Source organism: Alicyclobacillus pomorum DSM 14955 (assembly GCF_000472905.1).
In the GTDB taxonomy this organism is placed as follows: Bacteria; Bacillota; Bacilli; order Alicyclobacillales; family Alicyclobacillaceae; genus Alicyclobacillus_A; species Alicyclobacillus_A pomorum.
On the sequence record NZ_AXAR01000004.1, the window covers coordinates 182,054 to 199,917 of the forward strand.

Sequence of the window (17,864 nt, forward strand, 5' to 3'; positions counted from 1 at the left end):
AGGTATTTCTGTTTTCGAGAACGACGTTATGAAAACGGCCGCAAATCTTGGAGCAAGTGTAAGACCTCAGTGTAGATGGCGAGTGGATAACGGTACTTTCCCATCTGTTCTGGAAACTGAATGGTTAGTTTCGGTGGTTGTGCCGGCTGTGTGTCAGTGGCTATTGCTACCTTCCAGCCTTTGATATAGGACGCCAAAACCAACAGGTTCTTTGCCCATAACGCCTGATCATCCGATGTCAGTGTCCCCGTCTCAGCCCATTCTATGAGTGTTTCGGATACCGTTAGAAAATGGACATATACTTGTTGAAGGCGGATGAATTGCTTATGGTATTGGTCTAATAAAGAATGCTTATTTTTGGCATACGGATTGAATTTGACACTCTCGAAGGCACGCGTAAATTCGGCAAGTGATTTATGTAATTCGTTGAGTAATGTTTTCGTTTGACTAAGAATGGCAATTCCTTGCCTGGCGGGACAGCCGTTCTCCAGCCATTTTGACAAGTTTTCAAGACCAACCGATACATGTTCGGCAAACATCTCGAAGGATTGTACCGCTTTCTTTGTAAAGTCTGGAGGCAGCAGCAACATCACCGCTAGGATGCCAACCACTGCACCGATGACTGTGTCTTTCAATCGATCCAGTGCGTAGCCGCGTGATTGACTTTCAAAATATAAGACAAACAAAACACTGAGAGCCACTTGATGGATTACTTTATCACTTAGCTTTAACCACTTCGCGATTGCGGTTCCGACAAGCAGGAAAAGACCGAGCCTCCAACCACCTACACCGATATAATCAGCGATAAACGCTGTCAAAAGTACACCGAGACTTGTACCAATGACTCGCTGAACTGCAAACCGAATGGACTGATCAACGGTCACCTGAAGACAAAGAATCACCGTAAGCGGCGCTAAATACGGATGTTTAGAGCCTGTCCACGTAGCAACTTCCCATGACAAGGTTGATGCAATGGCCGTTTTCCAAACGACTACCGTTTTATTCAAGAACGTATTTACATTATCCACGTTGTTTCTCCGTAAGAGTAAGTTATATCCAGGCCTTCCCTTTGCACGCTTTGTAGCGTGTCCTTTGAGGACCATTTCATTCGCACGCGTTTGATGTTCGTCCATACATCGATCATCGAAAATTCGTTCGGCGCCTGCGGGCTTTTCAACCTCGATCGTACCCCATATATGACATTCACACAGACGAATACTATATGACATCAATCATAAGGGGAATGAATGTATGTTTAAGTGGATTAAAATAGCAATTATTGGCGTGCCAGTTATCGTAGCAAGTTCTATATCTGCCTTCGCTTCGATAACGTCTCATTCATCGGCTTTTGCGCCCAAGTCAGCCAATGCAACATCAAACACGTCAGCTACGGATGGAAACGTCTCCATTACTGCAGGTCCCACAGAGTACGTATATGATAATGGTTCTTCACAAACCCAAACCAGCGTTGCCGGTAACACGGTTCATCAGTCGTCAGAGCAACAAGCATTGGTTAGTGGTGCTTCCACTGTTACGCAACCCCAACCGTCACAACTTACAGGCACTGATACGATGAATCTAGCGTCCAGTTCAGTAAAACCCCGTCCCCACCATGGCCATCATCATGGTCACGGAGGTGAAGGCGATAAAATAAAACATGGCGACCACCATGACGACGGCGGTGATAGCGGGGACAATGGGAATGATTGAACGTTGAGCCATCCATACTGTGACACATATAGTTTAGCTAGTCATACAAGGGATTTAGGCCGTGAGCTGGTTGCCCCGGCCTATTCGCTTGATTCAGCGAGACGTGTTCCATGCGGCTTCCCCCGTTTTCAACTTGGTAGACCCAAACCCCTGATTTTGTGACCTAAGGGTTCTTGGTAATCACTGCACTCCCCCACCTTTGTCAATCCCTCGGATGATTCATGAAGAACTCGTACATAGCCTGACTTGCACTCGGGCCGAGAGGATCCGTGAACGATCCGCTCAGGTTCCCACCCGACCAAGCGTGTCCCATGCCATTCACCACCCAATATTCTTCCACTTCATGTCCGCGTTCGTCGTTCCACTTCTCCACTGTGTACGATTGACCGCCTGGAGATAGGCCGCTTATCGTGTTATCCGGAGATGGGAACTGAGCGTTGAATGCCTTGGAAGCAAGGTGATCGGTCTCCATCCACTGCTCAACCACCTGCTGACCGTTGACAGGGTTGACCGTCGTATCGGCGCTGCCATGGAACACGATGATGGGCACCGCACGGGCGTACTTGCCCATGGCGTTGTAGGCCGCCTGTCCTTGCTGTGTCGGAGCCGGTCCGCCAAATGCCATCGCCGTAGCACCCGAGAACAGGGACGTTCCCGCCTGGTACTCCAAGCCTGAATGTACACCGATGGCGGCGAAAATGTCCGGATACGTCGCGCCCATGATCACCGACATGGCTGCGCCCGCCGACATGCCAGCCACATACACCCGGTTCTTGTCAACAGTCCATCGGGAGGTGTTGTTTTCTACCTGTGCTGCAATGCCGGCGATGATGGCAGCTTCTCCGCCGCCGCGGACCTGACTGATCGGATCAAACCAGTTCCAACATCCGCTGCCGTTATACTGGCTGGTCTGGTCCGGATACACCACGATGAAGTTGTGCTCATCGGCCAAGTCGTTCATGCCGGTTCCCGCGGCGAAGTCTGCAGGCGTCTGCATGCATCCGTGCAACATCATGATCATCGGTACAGACGTTCCCACATGGTAATGGACTGGCGTGTAGACGTAATAGTTTCTGCTGCCAGTAGGCCCGCTGTAGGTAAACTGCTGCCATGTACCACTGTCTGCGTATGTGACGTCCTGCGGGGTGAAAAGCACAACCGCTGCGACCATCGCCATTGTCAATAACGAGATGCGCGGCCATTTCACGTTCGACAGAGTCCACATTTTTGGTCTCCTTCTCAAAGGTTTTAATTCACAATATTCAGTTATATAGTTCCATAGGCTGACAGCGTCCAATTTCACCCCAGTGAAGTGATCTTGGGATGGGACTTTACAATCGCCGTACTATAATTTTACGAAGTCTATTCGTATTCTGTTCTTATTCAGAAGCGATATGGACAGCGGGTTCAAGGAAGCGGACGCGGTGATCCGCGTCCGCTTTTCATGCCAATGACAGCCCTTGCCGTCACTCCTGAGTATCTTGGACTGTTTTCACGATGCCAACTTGGGTGATGGCATCCATCAGTTTGGTCCCATCGGGGCTCCCTAGGCCGGTGCAGGCGTCCCACCCTGATTGAGTCTCATATGGTCCATTGTCACCGTTCATGTCGTTGTTTCCACTCGTGATGTCGTGGAATACTTGAGTAGGTAAGCTGTACAGGACAGGGTTAACAAAACCCACTGAGTGACCGAGTTTTTGGTTGATGATTGCGATTAACCCGGCCCATAGAGGTGCTACCGCGCTCGTTCCACCAATGGACAATTGTTGACCATCAACTAAAACTTGGTAACCAGTGGCAGGGTCGGCGTTGCCAGCAACATCGGGAATTCCACGCCCTATGCGCCCTCCTGGGTTCGCTGAAGGTGGGACGTGGGCATTTTCTTGCCAACTGGGCAGATTAAATACATCACTCACTCCACCACCTGTCGCGCCCCCGTTCATCCCTTCATTCCACGCAAACTCACGCTCAATTGTGCGACCTGATCCTTCTAATCGAGTACCACCGCACGCAAGAACGTAAGGGCTAGAAGCCGGAAAATCTACGTGAACACGGCCGTCATTCACACCATCAGACGAGCCATTATCGCCTGACGCGCAGCAAACGGTTATCCCCAGTGCTGCAGCATCCTGAAAAGCACGATTCATGGCCTGTATAGCCTGGGGTGTCCAAGCATTCTCGGGCCCACCCCAACTAATTGAAATCACGGAGGGTTTGTTTCTTGTGTCGTGGATTGCTGTTGTGATGGCGTTGAGAAAGCCAGCATCTGTATTGGGAGCAAAATATACCGCGATTCGTGCCCCTTGGGCGACAGCAGCAGCCACCTCAATGTCAAGGGCTACTTCGCCGTCCGGTCCACCTGAATCACCTGTTGGTGCGTTGTTGGCTCCATCAACCGATACGTCTGAAATGTTGGGCTGTGGAATTCCGATGCGAGTAAAGTATTCCTTGAGGTCATCGGGACGGTAACCACCACCTAGCTCAATAATACCGATACACTGGTCGCTACAATTTACGTTTGATGGGAAATTATATAGCTGTGCAACTTCAGGGGGTGTATAGGAGACCCCCGTTTCCATGGCACGTACAAAACCTTCTTTTTTATCGAAAATTCTGAATTTCGCACCGCTTTGGGGCCGGTTGTCAAGACCTAGAACCGCTTGAACGATATCGGCTAGGTTTTCGGGTATGTGTACGTGCCCTGTGCGTCCGCGGTAGGTGAATTCCGGGTGCTCATAGTTGGCAAGATCAACTCCAAAAGCCTTGCTAAAAGAGGCTGCCAGTCCTGATAGCGTCACTGTTCCTGCGGCGCTATTCACCTGATTCACGTCGAGGCCGTAGTCGTGGGCGAATTCCTCGACCTTTTTTAGGTCATCGGGATTGACATTGTACGTAGCGGCGAACTCCTCATGGCTAAGGTGGCGACGTTGATGAAGAGGACGAGAGCCCATTTCCTCAATCACTCTCGTTAGTTCGGTGTCAGGTGAGGAACGACGGAGGAGCAAAGTGACCGACATCCGCTCATTCGGATCCGCTGGGCCAATCTTTTGAGCGCTGGGGAGAGCAGTTCGCTCACTTCCGGGAAGTCGAACGTGATGAGAATGTCCCCCATGTGATGAACGTTCATGACTCTTCAATTCCATCCATCTCCTTTCGTCTTGGGTCAAGAGGAACTGCGACGGTGCAGCTTAATACTACTTATTAGCGATTGTGATAGAAAATCCTTCCTCCGAAAAAGGTCTCCTCCATCATTCCATCCACCGAAAACGAAAAAAGGACGGCATCAGCCGCCCCTTCGTAATACAGTTTTATGCCGTACATCAGTTATTGTCTTGCTTCTTCAGATCCTTTGGATAAGGTACATTCCCTTTTGTAGCTTTCCAAATCGCGAGGTTCAGCAAATCATCTGGTGCTGCGTCTTCGCGAGAAAAGTCCATCTTGCTCGACTCCTTAGCCAACGGCGCATTCTGACTATTGAAACGGTCTAGTGGATAGGTCGGTCCCACTACAACATACGGTTTAAAATTCGGATGTGTTGTAAACGTATTAAGCATCGGTGTCGCTGCCGCATCATACTGTGTGAGTGGCTTCATACCGAGAATCAGTTCTATCGTCTTGAGCATCGATGCGGTATCGTAGAACGTGCTATCGACAGTGCCCTTCTGTGTGTAAGGACTGATGACGAGGGACTCTGTGCGGTGCGCGTCAACATGGTCCGGTCCGTCTTGCGCGTCATCTTCGGTAATAAAGATGGCGGTATCCTTCCAGTATGGTGAGTGACTGACAGCATCGACGAGTTTTCCGACGGCCAAGTCATTTTGTGCGACATAGGATTGCGGTGACAAGGAGCCAGGTGTCGTACCTTTGGTGTGATCGTTCGGCAAACGTAAGATTTCCAGCTGAGGTAGGTTTCCGTTTTTGACGAATTGCTGGAATTCCTTGTTCCACTCATCAAATCTCGCTAAATCTGAAGTATTCAAATCCCAGCCTGTAAAATTCGGGTCATAGTTGTTTCCGATGCTTGGATCCGCAGGTACAGACGCCCCAAATCGATAGAACTCACCGTAGTCGCGGAATGAAACGCCATCTCGTTTTGCCTCATCCCACAAGAACCCAGCCTGTGGATATGCCGCAGAATTGTCGCCTTCAAAGTCATATGGGCGATTTCGATTCGAGTAGTTCGCCAACCAGTTCTTTTCAACATAGTCGTTCGCCTTAGCGCCTGTCGCCCAGTTATGGCCTTGAGCACTGATTTCTGCATCCGCATAGAAGTTGTCCAACAACACAAATTGGTTGGCTAGCTTATGCAGGTTTGGCGTGATGTTCTCCCCGAATTCAGTTAAATTCGGATCGCCATTGCCTTTTTTCATATCGCCGAAAACTTGATCATATGTGCGGTTTTCTTTAATGACGTAAATGACATGCTTGATTGGCGATTGCTCACCGGCAAGACGTGGAATAACGGAAGCACCTTGGCCGTTACCTTGTCCATCAAAGAACTTATCGTCACGCATCACTTGTTGTGTATAAAGCTTCAATTTCGCGTCATTGGGCGTGTCGATGAAAGATAAGGTCCCTTTCATCATGCTGCCAATGTACTGCGAAGATGGACCGTAAGTGCCTTGTTGATACCCTTCGTTTGGACCCGCTCCCATACCTTTGGCGTTCAATACCATGATTTGTTTTCCATCCGCACCCAATTGAATGCTGGTTGGATACCACGCTGTTGGAATTAAGCCCTTGACATGGGGCTTTTCTCCGAGACTGATGACAGCCACATCATTGTTCCCTGCGTTTGCAACATACAATGTTTGGCCGTCCGGACTTACAGCCAACGCATCTGGCTGGCTACCGGTCTTGGCGTGTTTGTATGGAGCGAGGGAAATGGTATTTTTCACTTTGTCCGAGTTCGAATCAATCACGGAAATTTGGTCACTGTCGGAATCCGAAACGTAGATGTTACCATTCTTCGGGTTGATTGCAATTGCATTTGGATGGAGGCCTACGGAGATATCCAATTTCTTTGCGAAAGTCGCAATATCAATTACGCTGACGGTACTCTCTCCCCAATTGCTTACGTACAACTTGGTTCCGTCTTTACTGAGAGCTACGGTATATGGAAACTTGCCGACAGAAACGGAAGACACGATTTGCTTCGTCGACAAATCAATTTTCGAGACTTGACCAGACATATTGTCAGCCACATATAGATATTTACCATCAGGAGAAACCGTTAGGCCAGCTGGATAAAAATTGGTTTTATTGGCATCAGACATCTGAATGGGCGACTGTTCAGTTAACTGCCCATCGTTGAAGCGATAAACACGGATTTTATTATTTCCTCCCGCAGAAGCATACAGCGTTTTTCCATCCGGGCTCAATGCAAGACCGAAATACAGTGCTTCTGGTGCCTCGTAGGAGACGGTCTGCACGACCTTTTGAGTTTTTGTGTCAACAACCTGTAAAGACTGAGTACCCTGCCCGTCATTTGATACAATGATGTATCTGTGGTCAGCACTGAGAACCGAGCCCATCGGAAAATCTCCCAATTGAATTTGTTTTCCAGCGGGAGTTAACGTCCAGTCGTACGGAGTGACCGCAGTGCCATCTGCTTGAGGTCCTGCGGTGCGATGCGTCCATTCTACAGCAAATGCCGTTCCTGTACCCAAAACCATCATCGCGAATAGAGTCGTAGCTACTTTCTTCTTAGAATGCATCTACTTCAACTCCCCGACAGTTTTCTTGCTACGAGAAATATAATAAAATGCTTATTTTAAGAAAATATTTTATGTATGTTAATGTTTAACTTACCCAGTCAGCCAAAAGACCAACCGTTGAGACGCCCGTGATGACGACATTGACCATACACATAGCCCCCCGCATGTGCAACATGTGCGGATCACATGACACCAGAGATTTCGAACCGTTTGGATCCGGAATCTCTGGTGTCAAATTGTACATATCGCAGTGATAACAAAGGAGCTTTCACATGCAAACGCTCAGCTTCAAGGGAAGTCTTCGTCCAAAATATCATCTGAGCTTATACCGCAACCGGACAAGAGTATGACCGATGATGTATGTATGGACGACAACATTATTTTTCCGTCGGAGTTTTCCGTGTCGTTCCGTTTTTATTTGCAGTGGCATTCGTGATGCCATTTTCCGCTTCATTTTCAGTGGAATTTTCAGTGGAATTGACCGATGCGGAATTCCCTACTTGCTGGAACAGGTTCATCAAAGTACGGAACTGCTCCTGGAACTCTGTTTGGGCTTCAATCTGACGCTCTTGAAGCTTTGCTAGTTGCGCCACAAACTGCTCCTTCCCTTTCTCGGTAAGACGGCTAGCAATCTGCTGCGCCTCATTTTGCGCCTGGTTCAGCATCTCCACTGAGGAAGTCACAGCGTTTGCCATCAGCTCAAAGAGTTGCGCGGTGTTCTTTTTCGACTGCTCCATGAAGTACTCGGTCACTTTTTCCATTGAAATTCCCTCCAGTTGTTCCTTTTTATATCTAAGTACCTGCGAATAAGCAGATACCAAGAATTGCTATCGATGTTTAAAAATAGACTTCCATGTGCCTTCAGTGGAATTGTTGTATGAGGGTGCCGTGAAAAAAATGGTTCAGATAGTCAGTACAACGCGGACGTTTTGATCTGACTTCGTGCCGACTGCAGCGGAAACGTTCATATACCCATCTAGTGCCGATTGGTAGCTTTGAGCCAATTGAGTCAACGCCGGCTGGCAATGAACTGTCTCTACAACCACGTCTCGTTCACTCACGACCACGGTACGGCACACGCTAGCGGACAGAGCCGCAGCACACTGTACGAATGTCCATTTCGGTGCGTAAGTCCATCCACGCGCAATGCTATGGACGTGGTTGTGTCCGTTAAAGTAGACCGCGGCCGGCGCGGCAGCGGATAGTACGGCAATGACCTCTTCGGCATTCGAGATGGACATCATCGGTTCATCCGAAGCCCACGTCGTCTTTGGGAATGGATGATGCCCGAAAACCAGTGTAGTTTTGTACGGCAGATGAGCCAGACCGGACAGCCATTCAAGTTGGGCTTCATCGACTACACCACCCCAGTCATCAGGAGACGTTTCCCGCCAATCCCTAGAAGAACTGAACGAGCACATGGAGTCGCGTGCTTCTAGCGCACACGCTGTGTCTGCTAGCATTGGGGACTCGGTGTAATTACGCAAACTTCCACAACATGTCATATCAATGGAGTAATCCCGATAAAGAACAGCGTGATGAGAAAAACCGGAAATGAAACGCGAAATCGGCACCTCATTGAGGTGCCGATTCATGTCTGACGGACAAGGGTTTTCCCTGGGTCCTTGTTCGTCAGCACATCGCATCACACGAGTATTCAACTGCAAGAATCACCAGAATAAAAAATGACAAACCGCCAGAAAATAGACATACTATTCGAACTTATAAAACGACAGAGTGTCAGATGACTATAAAGTGAGTGAGAAAACAATTAGTAAAGGAGAGAGTCGACTGTGGTAGGAAAGGTGACAATGAAGATTGCAACTGCCGCTTCCTTGGTTGCATTCGGTGGATTCACAGCGGAGATGATCCCCTCCCTCCATCACGAGAGCGTCGCAAGTGCCGCAAGCTCGAGCAGTGGACCAACCATGCTAGGTTCCGTACCTTCTTTACCGACGCTACCAACATTGCCTGTCTTGGCTCCAACTTCTAGCTCCGGAGGATCTTTTTCGTCATCATTCAGTCCATCCGGCGGGTCCTTCTCCTCTTCCGGACAACTTGGCCCAATTGCTCTCAAGTCAGGGTCTAATGTGTCTCCATCGAAAGGATCGTTCTCGTCGACATTGAGCGGGCCGAACGGGGCACAGTCCAACTTTTCGGGGATGCTTGGCACCCAGAACGGTGGGCTTCGTGTATCCGGATCTAGTTCGGCAACCTCTGGCGCGTCGGGGCTTGGCGGAGGCGGCAGTTTCTCGGGCCAGGCAAGCCCATCGGGCGGATCGCTTGCATCGAGTTTGCACACGACGAGCGGTTCTACACAAAGCAGTTTGCAGTCTTCCGGATTATTACCAGCGCCTGCGCCGTCTTCCAATCCACTGAGCAGTTTAGGCAATTTGGGTAGCAGCACCCCATTGTCGGCTCTTTCTTCCGGTTCGAATCCGTTGAATCATTTACCCTCGCAATTGAATTCTGGGTCAAACCCTCTGAGCAGCGTGACATCGCAACTGACTTCTGCACTTGGAACGGCCTCGAAGTAACCCCTTCTCAACGAGGCTACAGATAAACAGGGAGGCCGCCCATCCGGCCTCCCTGTCTCTCTATCTGTTTCAATCTGCATTTGGACTCCTGGGTTAAAGCACAACGGCCATCAAGCCTCGCGGATGGGTGGGGCCATGAACTCCGGTCCGACCGGGTCGCGGATGGTTTCCGCGAGGATTTCGTCAATCCGTTTCATGTCCGACTCGCGAATGTGCCAACCATCAATTCCTTTCACAGGGTCCAACTGGCTCGGACGTCGAGCGCCCCAAAGCGCCACCGAAGCGCCGGGTTGATCCAGGACCCAGCGGACCGCGAACTCCGTGATGGTCTTACCGTATTCGCGAGCGAGATTCGTCAGCTTATCGACGGCGGCTAGATACTGGTCGTACCGCGGAGATTGAAACTTCGGGTCCACCTTCCGCAAATCGTCGCCATCAAAAACGGTGTCCTTTCTCATCTTCCCTGTCAGCAAGCCGCGGCAGAGGCTTCCGTAGAGCAAGGTGGAGATATTGTAATCCCGGCAGAAGGGCAATACATCCTTCTCAATCTCCCGCTCGAACAGATTATACGGCGGTTGATTCGTATGTAGTGGAGCAACCGACATCCACTCTTGCATCTGTGCCGGCGAAAAGTTGCTGACGCCTATCGCGCGTATCTTACCCTGCTTGAACAGGTCGTGGAACGCTTCGGCGGTCTCTGTGATGGGTACGAGGGGATCGGGCCAGTGAACCTGGTAAACGTCGATGTAGTCGGTTTGCAGGCGGCGGAGCGAGTCCTCGATTTCCTTCATGATGGCAGCTTTCGTCGCGTTGCGCCGAACGCGTCCGCCGGGAAGAAGCTCCAAGCCGGCCTTCGTCGCGATGATGACTTCGTGGCGACGTCCGTACTCTTGCAGCGCCTTCCCGACGATTTCCTCCGAGCGACCTGCTCCGTACGCCGGCGCGGTATCGATGAGTGTGATGCCCTCATCCAGTGCACGCAAAATCGTACGAATGGATTCTTTTTCATCTGTTCCGCCCCACATCCAGCCACCGATAGCCCAGGTTCCGAGTCCAACTCGGCTGGCTTGTATGTCGGAAGTTCCTAGAGTGATGTGTTCCATCGTGTAGCGCCTCCCTCGCCAACTTTGATGTTCGCGTAAGTCCCTCGTTCCAAGGTAGTAATAGGATACCGGTGTACCGTGAGGTCAAACGTCCATACTTATTTCCGAAAGATCCGGATGTTACTATTGTAGACCCTATGTCCGCGACAGGATCAAGTCAACGATTGTGTCGATCCGTATCAAACTGCCTCCTCCCAATGGACATACTTTACAGCTTCCTCGACTTCCTCTTTTGTTGCCTTACGGTCACCAATCATAAGCGGATCCTTTTCCATGCAGCCTTCAGGAGTTTGACAATCTATATCATCAAGAAAACGCTTTCCATCTTCCGTAAATACATGCGGTTTTCCGTTCTCCCCAGTAAGTAGTCAACCGATGCATCAGACACATCGGCCAACAGTTGAACCGCCGCTAAAATCCGGAGTACGCGAATCTGCTTCGTCATGGGAGACAATGGACTTATTCATGCCTACGCGACTGGTCACCTATCCGATCTCTTACGTGTCTCTGAATCTTGTTCACTCATCGAAACCGCGCCATCCATGTTGTTTGGCGTGGATGCGGCGAGCTTCATGATAAGCTCCAATACAATCCGNTGAGAGTCTGGGTCCAACTTCTGCACAAGTCGGGCTATTCTTGTTTCAAGGCTTTCCGGATGTCCTTCTAGTGGCGCTCCTTCAGTGTCAATGGTAGTTTTTTCATCGTCAAGCAAGTAATCCAAGGAAACTTCATACAACTTGGCTAGCATTCCAAGCGTATCTGCGTCCGGCTGTCTACTCCCTCGTTCGTATTTGGAGATGTTGAAGTTCCCCGTACGTTTAGCCACATATAATTGTGACCATCCTTTCGCTTCTCTCGCATGTCTCAATCTATCTCCTAGAGTAGACACGTTTCTCACCCCTCTTGACAAATATTATCAACCATTTACATTCCGAAACCTCGTACAGGATGTTTCCGAACGTCTATTGAATGCACTCTGATAACGATACGAAAGGGAGTCTCACGATGAAACACTCCATGGATTATCCACTTGAGCTACAGGTGAAAGACGTGGCAGAGATCATGAGTGTTTGCCTTGAGAAAGCATACGACCTGACGAGGCGCAAAGATTTTCCTGATATATACGAGATGGTAGACGCATCATCATTCCGCGAGATGCGTTTTTCAAGTGGTTTAACGAAACATCATGGACCATATCTCAATAAAGGGGCAGATGGTTTTCCTCAGTACTGGGGGATGTCCCCCTAACTTAGTATAATCCCATTGTTACCGCCAGCTGCATTTGTCTCAAGCCCCAATTGAATTCACATACAGATCAGATTGCCGAGCTTATTTTGTTCACCATTCTAAGCTCATCTCCACGATCAGTACTTAACCGCCATGATATCAAATACATTACGAAAAATAAAACTTGTATCGGGGCAAGTTGACAGGTTAGTTGGTAGCTTACTATTCTAGGCGGTCATTGGCTTCTCTGCGTTGTGTTAGCGGGATCTTCTAAATCATTATCTCTGGAATGTCGACCTCGATCACTTCTTTTCCTTCATCGATGAGCCAATGAAGAAGGCCACCCCTGTGAGGCGGCCGGGTAATGAAGTGATATGGATACGGGATCTGTCGACTCCTTGTCGTTCTATAGATTTAAGACAAGAACTTTATCTCTTGTCATTGATTCAATACTCTTGCGCACTCCCTGTACACCCATCCCGGAATTCTTAACTCCAAGAAACGGAAAATGGTCGGGGCCGCGCTCTGTTCTTCCGTTGATCTGTACGCTGCCTACTTCCAACTTTGAAGCAAGGTGAAAGGCCTTATCTATGTCTTGTGTGAAAATACTTGCTTGCAGTCCATATTCAGATGCATTGGCAATTTCAACCGCTTCTTGTTCATTTTTCACACGGATAATCGGAAGTACAGGACCAAAGGGTTCTTCCCAAGCAACTTTCATGTCTTGTGTTACATGGTCAAGGACAAGTGGATAAATCAAATTCCCTACTCTCCTATATTCAGTAATAGGGATAGCCCCCTTGTTAAGGGCATCAAGGATTAAGTCATTTACAAAATCAGCAGAACTAGCATCAATTAAAGGCGTGATTGCTGCATCTTGTTCAGGCATCCCGACAGTCAATTTTTCAACTTGTTGTTTCACCTTCTCAATCAACGAATCTGCTACTGAATCCATGACTAATACCCTTTTTATTGCTGTGCACCGTTGTCCGGAATACGAAAAAGCACCACTGACAATATGGCGCGCTGCTTTGTCAAGGTTCGCGTCTTCCAGTACAATGGCCGGGTCCTTTCCTCCTAACTCCAGGACAAGAGGAATCATCGTTGCCTTTTTTGCAATGTCTCTTCCTGTTTTAGTGCCTCCCGTGAAAGAAATCATTCGAATGGATGGATGGGTCACTAAATAGTCTCCGATTTCCGACCCTTTTCCTGTTACAACATTCAAAACTCCCTTGGGTAGTCCAACTTTATCAAGCGCCTTGGCCATCAGAAGAGCGCTGATGGATCCTTGAGTCGCCGGCTTTAAGATGACAGTATTTCCCGAAATGAGTGCTGGAGCAATTTTTGCGGCTGACAGATTCACAGGATAATTAAACGGAGAAATCGCCAAAATGACACCCAGTGGTTCCTTTCTAACAATTGCCACTTTATTCGCATTGCTCCCTTGGAAAGAGTCCCCGGTCATGACCTCTCCGTGAATTCTCTTTCCCTCTTCAACGGTATACCGAATGAGATCCGATGTTCGCAGAACCTCATTTTTTGCAGCTGAATACGTCTTTCCTACTTCTTTCATAATCATTTCAGCGATTTCGTCAGACATCATTGCCAATTCATCCGCCCAGTTCAGTAGGAGTTGTCCTCGTTCATGTACTGGCAAAAGTCCCCATTGTTTTTGCGCCTGAACGGCTCCTTGGACGGCAAGATCAACTTCCTCTTTGGTCATGGCTGGGATTCTACCGGCAACACATCCGTCATTCGGAGAGACAACATCGATGAATCGATTTGAGGCACTCTGACCCCAGTTGCCATTCAGTAAAAAATGATAGTCAATCACACCATCTAAAACTTGTTGCATGCTATCCCCCGCCTTTCATTTGTGAACATCCTTAGGGACTAATTACGTCCAACGGGACAAAAATTGTCCCAACAATCGATAAGTAATGTATGTAATAAACATAGCGCTTTTTTTGAATAATTTCAATACTATGCTCTACTTCCCCACTAGCCTATGAGCCCCTTGCAGGGAAGGCAATGACTTGCTGTCCTACTTTCAAATGTGGACGTGTCTCCATCCTTCAAGCTGATCTTGCAAATTCGCTGCAAAAATGCGATCTTATCCATAGAAGCCATCGAGTTTGCCTCTTTCTATTGAAGATTGGCGCCAGTTAGCAGATGGCACTGGATGGCTTTCGTAAATACCAAGCCCCCAGAATTTGTACCCCACTTGAGACCCTAACAAAAGCGTCGTCCCTTTATTTGAATGACTACCATCAGGCATGTGTTCTACACAGTGTAGAGTATGTGCCTTTTTCGTGGATGCGAAGAGATGGTAGCATGCGCGATTGTGAATAACATAAGGAACTTGCACTTGGCCAAATGTCAGGATGTAGGGTGCAGTTGCCCGGGAATACAACTCGCGTCGTGAAGGGAAGGTGAACGCATGTCTCTTCGAGTTACAGTCTTGAATTTTGACCAGACGTACGTATTCCAAACACATCTTCAGCGACCAAGCTTTGAATGGATAGATCTTTCGGATATCCAAAGTGCCAATCGATATTGTGAGATGGATTCACTTTCCCAAATCAATCAGAGAGTACAAAAACGCAAAAACAGAGGTATTACCTTCTTGGGAAGTGGAAACTATCATTATGTGTCCTTCTTGTTGCTATCGGAAATTCAAGAGCCCTTTACGCTGACCTTGTTTGACCATCATACAGACATGATGGAAGACCCGTCCCCCACCGTGCTCTCTTGCGGTTCATGGGTCTTTCATGCAATCGACAGACTCCCGATGCTTCAAAAAGTTATTGTCGTAGGTGCCAGTAAAGAATTCGAGGACCAGATTCCTCCTCATTTACGCGAAAAAGTTACGTTGTTTTTCTACCCATATGCCGGATCCCTGGAGTCGCTCAGCCATCAAATTGTTGCCAGCATTCCTACGAGCACTGTTTATATTAGTATCGACAAAGATGTGTTGGACCGGACTGAAGTTGTAACCAACTGGGATCAAGGGAACATGACAGTTCGCCACCTTGTCGGTTTGGTGAGCTCCATATTGACGCATTACAAAGTTTCTGGCGTCGACATTTGCGGAGAATATCCGCTGTCTCCATTGGGGATTTTTAGCACAGAAAGCGGGCGGGTCATTCGGAAAAATGAACAGGCCAACCGCATAATTTTGGATAGCATCATGAATCGCTACGCCAAAACCGGATGAAGGTTGAGTATAGCCCCGGATGAGTGACATCATGACTTCCTGAACCGTCGAGATATCCACAGATTCGTCAGGCCTTCACAAAACTCTTCATGCAGAGAATAAGCATGAAAAGTCCGCGGCAGCAAAACTGCGGGCTTTCCTTTTTTGGTTCATCGCGGATGCGAAAGCGCTTAACAGGTGCTAGAATGATGTCTTACAGCAACAAGAACGATACTCCGTTAGGCATTAGCCTGATTCGATTTCGTGTTTGGGTCTATGGTTTGAACCAAGACGTGGATTCGCCTCAAATAGGGGAGATTTGGAATGGTAATCAACGTATTTCTTGATGATCTGCGAAAGTGCCCGGATGGGTTTGTGTTGGCGAGAAATGTGGATGAATGTGTTCTCTTATTGCAAGAGTGCGAAGTTGAGGTGTTGTCACTGGACTATCATCTTGGAGGGAAGGAAACTGGCTTTGACGTTGCCATGTGGATAGTCGACAATAAAAAATGGCCAAAGGAAATATTCCTTCATACATCTGACCCCGTTGCACGAGAACAAATGTATCACCTTCTACAGAGTCATGCACCAGAAAACGTACATATCCATAACGGACCGATGAGGCGTCGTTAAAAAGCGGCCTCCCTGGATAGGGACAGCCGCCTTCTCTCGCTGAACTCATTCTTGATGGGAAGGATGAAACGAACCACTTCGCGTTACAGGCGCTCGACCACCATAGCGACGCCTTGGCCACCACCGATGCAAAGTGTGGCGAGTCCATAACGTCCCTGACGCTTTTGCAACTCGTGCAACAGCGTGACCAACACGCGGGCACCGCTTGCGCCAATCGGGTGACCAAGCGCAATGGCGCCACCGTTGACGTTGAGCTTCTCGGGATCAAACTCGAGGTCGCGTCCGACAGCCAGTGCCTGCGCAGCAAACGCCTCGTTCGCTTCCACGAGGTCCAGGTCTTTTACTCCAAGGCCAGCTTTCGCCAAGGCCTTTTTTGTCGCGTCAATCGGACCGAGACCCATGACGGACGGATCCACACCTGCGCTGCCATAGCTGACCACGCGGGCAATCGGATTGAGGCCGAGCTCGTTGGCTTTCTCTGCACTCATCACGACGAGGGCAGCCGCACCATCGTTGATGCCAGAGGCGTTGCCGGCGGTCACAGTACCGTCTTTCTTAAATGCAGGGCGCAGTTTGGCGAGGGTTTCTTTCGTGGTTCCTGCGCGCGGGAACTCGTCGGTATCAAACACAAGAGGATCTCCCTTGCGTTGGGGAACTTTGACAGGGACGATTTCATCCTTAAACTTGCCTTCCTTCAGTGCCACTTCCGCTCTCTGTTGACTGCGCGCAGCGAATTCATCCTGCTCTTCCCGCGTCAAACCGTAGCGTTCAGCGATGTTTTCGGCGGTGATGCCCATGTGAATGTCGCAGAACGCGCACCAGAGGCCATCGCGGATCATGCTGTCAACGACTTTTTGGTCGCCCATCCGGAAACCGTTGCGGACACCAGATAACAAATAGGGCGCATTGGACATGCTCTCCATGCCACCGGCGACCAGAATGTCTGTATCTCCAGCTCGAATGGCTTGCGCAGCCAACATCACGGCTTTCAAGCCGGATCCGCACACCTTGTTAATGGTGGTGGCAGGCACAGTCTCTGGAAGCCCAGCCTTGATGGACGCCTGCCGCGCTGGATTCTGACCCAGCCCTGCTTGCAAAACGTTGCCCATGTATACTTCCTCGACTTGCGCTTTGTCCACGCCAGCGCGGTTCAGGGCCGCTTCAATCACAACGCTCCCGAGCTCTGTGGCTGAAAGTGAAGACAACGTCCCCATAAAACTTCCAATCGCGGTGCGAACCGCGCTGACAATAACAACTTCCTTGCTCATCGAAATTCCTCCCCGACAAATATGTATAGTATCTCCAGCGCCCTCGCAGCAGGCGCCAGGGTGAAACTCGTAGTCCATGGCCATCACGCCTGAGTTCCTAACGAAACCGCCACTATCGTTGTACGTCCTTCCCAGGCCGACACAGTACGTGAGCGGTTCAGGCCGCGGACCATGGTCAAAATTGTACGAACATCGGTCCGATCACGGATCAAACCGATGAGAGGCAGTTCCAAGTGGTTCATCAACCGCACGCCGACCTAAACGTCTGCCTGACAGCATAAAAAGACCTCCGTTCTGTGGTGATACAGAACGCGAAGTTGACTTAAACGGCGACGGTTCATTTTGAGCAACGTCCTCGACTTCCTTCAGCCGAAAACGCTGCCGTCATGATGGGATTGGCCTCGTTCATTCAGTCTCAGAGAGTACTGTTTCATAATCATGAGCGCACAATGAACAAAGTGGTCCAATCCCTG

The 17,864-nt window shown here is 49.3% G+C and carries 15 protein-coding genes; 3 read left to right on the top strand and 12 right to left on the bottom strand.

All coding sequences use genetic code 11. The annotated features are described in order from the left end of the window. Nucleotides 1-26 precede the first annotated feature (26 nt). The 10 genes from YWK_RS0105995 to YWK_RS20825 all read right to left on the bottom strand — a co-directional run bounded on the left by YWK_RS0105995 (nucleotide 27) and on the right by YWK_RS20825 (nucleotide 11,965). On the bottom strand, nucleotides 27-1,028 hold the full coding sequence (locus tag YWK_RS0105995) for an FUSC family protein (RefSeq protein ID WP_051375208.1): 1,002 nt from the start codon (nucleotides 1,026-1,028) through the stop codon (nucleotides 27-29). 562 nt (nucleotides 1,029-1,590) lie between these two features. Further along, nucleotides 1,591-1,722 (bottom strand): hypothetical protein, encoded by a 132-nt coding sequence (locus tag YWK_RS22630; protein WP_281172232.1) that lies wholly within the window; start codon nucleotides 1,720-1,722, stop codon nucleotides 1,591-1,593. 190 nt (nucleotides 1,723-1,912) lie between these two features. Further along, nucleotides 1,913-2,935 carry an extracellular catalytic domain type 1 short-chain-length polyhydroxyalkanoate depolymerase gene (locus tag YWK_RS0106005; RefSeq protein WP_051375210.1) on the bottom strand — a complete coding sequence of 341 codons (1,023 nt, stop codon included), beginning with the start codon at nucleotides 2,933-2,935 and terminating at the stop codon, nucleotides 1,913-1,915. 241 nt (nucleotides 2,936-3,176) lie between these two features. Next, on the bottom strand, nucleotides 3,177-4,853 hold the full coding sequence (locus YWK_RS0106010; protein ID WP_035466172.1) for a S53 family peptidase: 1,677 nt from the start codon (nucleotides 4,851-4,853) through the stop codon (nucleotides 3,177-3,179). A 177-nt stretch (nucleotides 4,854-5,030) separates the two neighbouring features. Further along, entirely contained in the window at nucleotides 5,031-7,427 is a 2,397-nt protein-coding gene (locus YWK_RS0106020) for a bifunctional YncE family protein/alkaline phosphatase family protein (protein ID WP_026964088.1), read from the bottom strand. A gap of 377 nt (nucleotides 7,428-7,804) precedes the next feature. Further along, on the bottom strand, nucleotides 7,805-8,188 hold the full coding sequence (locus YWK_RS0106025) for a hypothetical protein (protein ID WP_026964089.1): 384 nt from the start codon (nucleotides 8,186-8,188) through the stop codon (nucleotides 7,805-7,807). A gap of 141 nt (nucleotides 8,189-8,329) precedes the next feature. Then, nucleotides 8,330-8,914 (bottom strand): metallophosphoesterase family protein, encoded by a 585-nt coding sequence (locus tag YWK_RS21795; RefSeq protein WP_156909043.1) that lies wholly within the window; start codon nucleotides 8,912-8,914, stop codon nucleotides 8,330-8,332. Between the two features lie 395 nt (nucleotides 8,915-9,309). Next, nucleotides 9,310-9,834 (bottom strand): hypothetical protein, encoded by a 525-nt coding sequence (locus YWK_RS0106035; protein ID WP_026964091.1) that lies wholly within the window; start codon nucleotides 9,832-9,834, stop codon nucleotides 9,310-9,312. A 240-nt stretch (nucleotides 9,835-10,074) separates the two neighbouring features. Continuing rightward, the gene (locus tag YWK_RS0106040) at nucleotides 10,075-11,067 is read right to left on the bottom strand and encodes an aldo/keto reductase (protein ID WP_026964092.1); all 993 of its coding nucleotides are present in this window, start codon (nucleotides 11,065-11,067) and stop codon (nucleotides 10,075-10,077) included. Nucleotides 11,068-11,548: 481 nt separating this feature from the next. Next, nucleotides 11,549-11,965: a helix-turn-helix domain-containing protein gene (locus YWK_RS20825; protein ID WP_342664233.1), complete on the bottom strand. Its 417-nt coding sequence runs from the start codon at nucleotides 11,963-11,965 to the stop codon at nucleotides 11,549-11,551. A 107-nt stretch (nucleotides 11,966-12,072) separates the two neighbouring features. Here YWK_RS20825 and YWK_RS0106060 point away from each other — a divergent pair, with 107 nt between their 5' ends. Further along, entirely contained in the window at nucleotides 12,073-12,315 is a 243-nt protein-coding gene (locus YWK_RS0106060; protein ID WP_026964093.1) for a hypothetical protein, read from the top strand. Between the two features lie 385 nt (nucleotides 12,316-12,700). Here YWK_RS0106060 and YWK_RS0106065 read toward each other — a convergent pair whose 3' ends face one another. After that, nucleotides 12,701-14,149: an NADP-dependent glyceraldehyde-3-phosphate dehydrogenase gene (locus YWK_RS0106065; RefSeq protein ID WP_026964094.1), complete on the bottom strand. Its 1,449-nt coding sequence runs from the start codon at nucleotides 14,147-14,149 to the stop codon at nucleotides 12,701-12,703. A gap of 585 nt (nucleotides 14,150-14,734) precedes the next feature. Between YWK_RS0106065 and YWK_RS0106070 the strand changes: the two genes are divergently transcribed. Then, nucleotides 14,735-15,511 carry an arginase family protein gene (locus tag YWK_RS0106070; protein ID WP_026964095.1) on the top strand — a complete coding sequence of 259 codons (777 nt, stop codon included), beginning with the start codon at nucleotides 14,735-14,737 and terminating at the stop codon, nucleotides 15,509-15,511. 303 nt (nucleotides 15,512-15,814) lie between these two features. Further along, nucleotides 15,815-16,123, top strand: a complete 309-nt coding sequence (locus YWK_RS22350; RefSeq protein WP_035466174.1) for a cyclic-phosphate processing receiver domain-containing protein — start codon at nucleotides 15,815-15,817, stop codon at nucleotides 16,121-16,123. Nucleotides 16,124-16,206: 83 nt separating this feature from the next. Here the strand turns inward: YWK_RS22350 and YWK_RS0106080 are convergent, their stop codons facing one another. Next, the gene (locus tag YWK_RS0106080; protein WP_026964097.1) at nucleotides 16,207-17,391 is read right to left on the bottom strand and encodes an acetyl-CoA C-acetyltransferase; all 1,185 of its coding nucleotides are present in this window, start codon (nucleotides 17,389-17,391) and stop codon (nucleotides 16,207-16,209) included. Nucleotides 17,392-17,864: the final 473 nt, after the last annotated feature.

Excerpts from the sequence above, each read along its gene's own strand:
- YWK_RS22630 (WP_281172232.1), bottom strand. The coding sequence starts at position 1,722 with ATGGCTCAACGTTCAATCATTCCCATTGTCCCCGCTATCACCGCCGTC.
- YWK_RS0106005 (WP_051375210.1), bottom strand. The coding sequence starts at position 2,935 with ATGTGGACTCTGTCGAACGTGAAATGGCCGCGCATCTCGTTATTGACA.
- YWK_RS0106010 (WP_035466172.1), bottom strand. The coding sequence starts at position 4,853 with ATGGAATTGAAGAGTCATGAACGTTCATCACATGGGGGACATTCTCAT.
- YWK_RS0106020 (WP_026964088.1), bottom strand. The coding sequence starts at position 7,427 with ATGCATTCTAAGAAGAAAGTAGCTACGACTCTATTCGCGATGATGGTT.
- YWK_RS0106025 (WP_026964089.1), bottom strand. The coding sequence starts at position 8,188 with ATGGAAAAAGTGACCGAGTACTTCATGGAGCAGTCGAAAAAGAACACC.
- YWK_RS0106040 (WP_026964092.1), bottom strand. The coding sequence starts at position 11,067 with ATGGAACACATCACTCTAGGAACTTCCGACATACAAGCCAGCCGAGTT.
- YWK_RS0106060 (WP_026964093.1), top strand. The coding sequence starts at position 12,073 with ATGAAACACTCCATGGATTATCCACTTGAGCTACAGGTGAAAGACGTG.
- YWK_RS0106065 (WP_026964094.1), bottom strand. The coding sequence starts at position 14,149 with ATGCAACAAGTTTTAGATGGTGTGATTGACTATCATTTTTTACTGAAT.
- YWK_RS0106070 (WP_026964095.1), top strand. The coding sequence starts at position 14,735 with ATGTCTCTTCGAGTTACAGTCTTGAATTTTGACCAGACGTACGTATTC.
- YWK_RS22350 (WP_035466174.1), top strand. The coding sequence starts at position 15,815 with ATGGTAATCAACGTATTTCTTGATGATCTGCGAAAGTGCCCGGATGGG.
- YWK_RS0106080 (WP_026964097.1), bottom strand. The coding sequence starts at position 17,391 with ATGAGCAAGGAAGTTGTTATTGTCAGCGCGGTTCGCACCGCGATTGGA.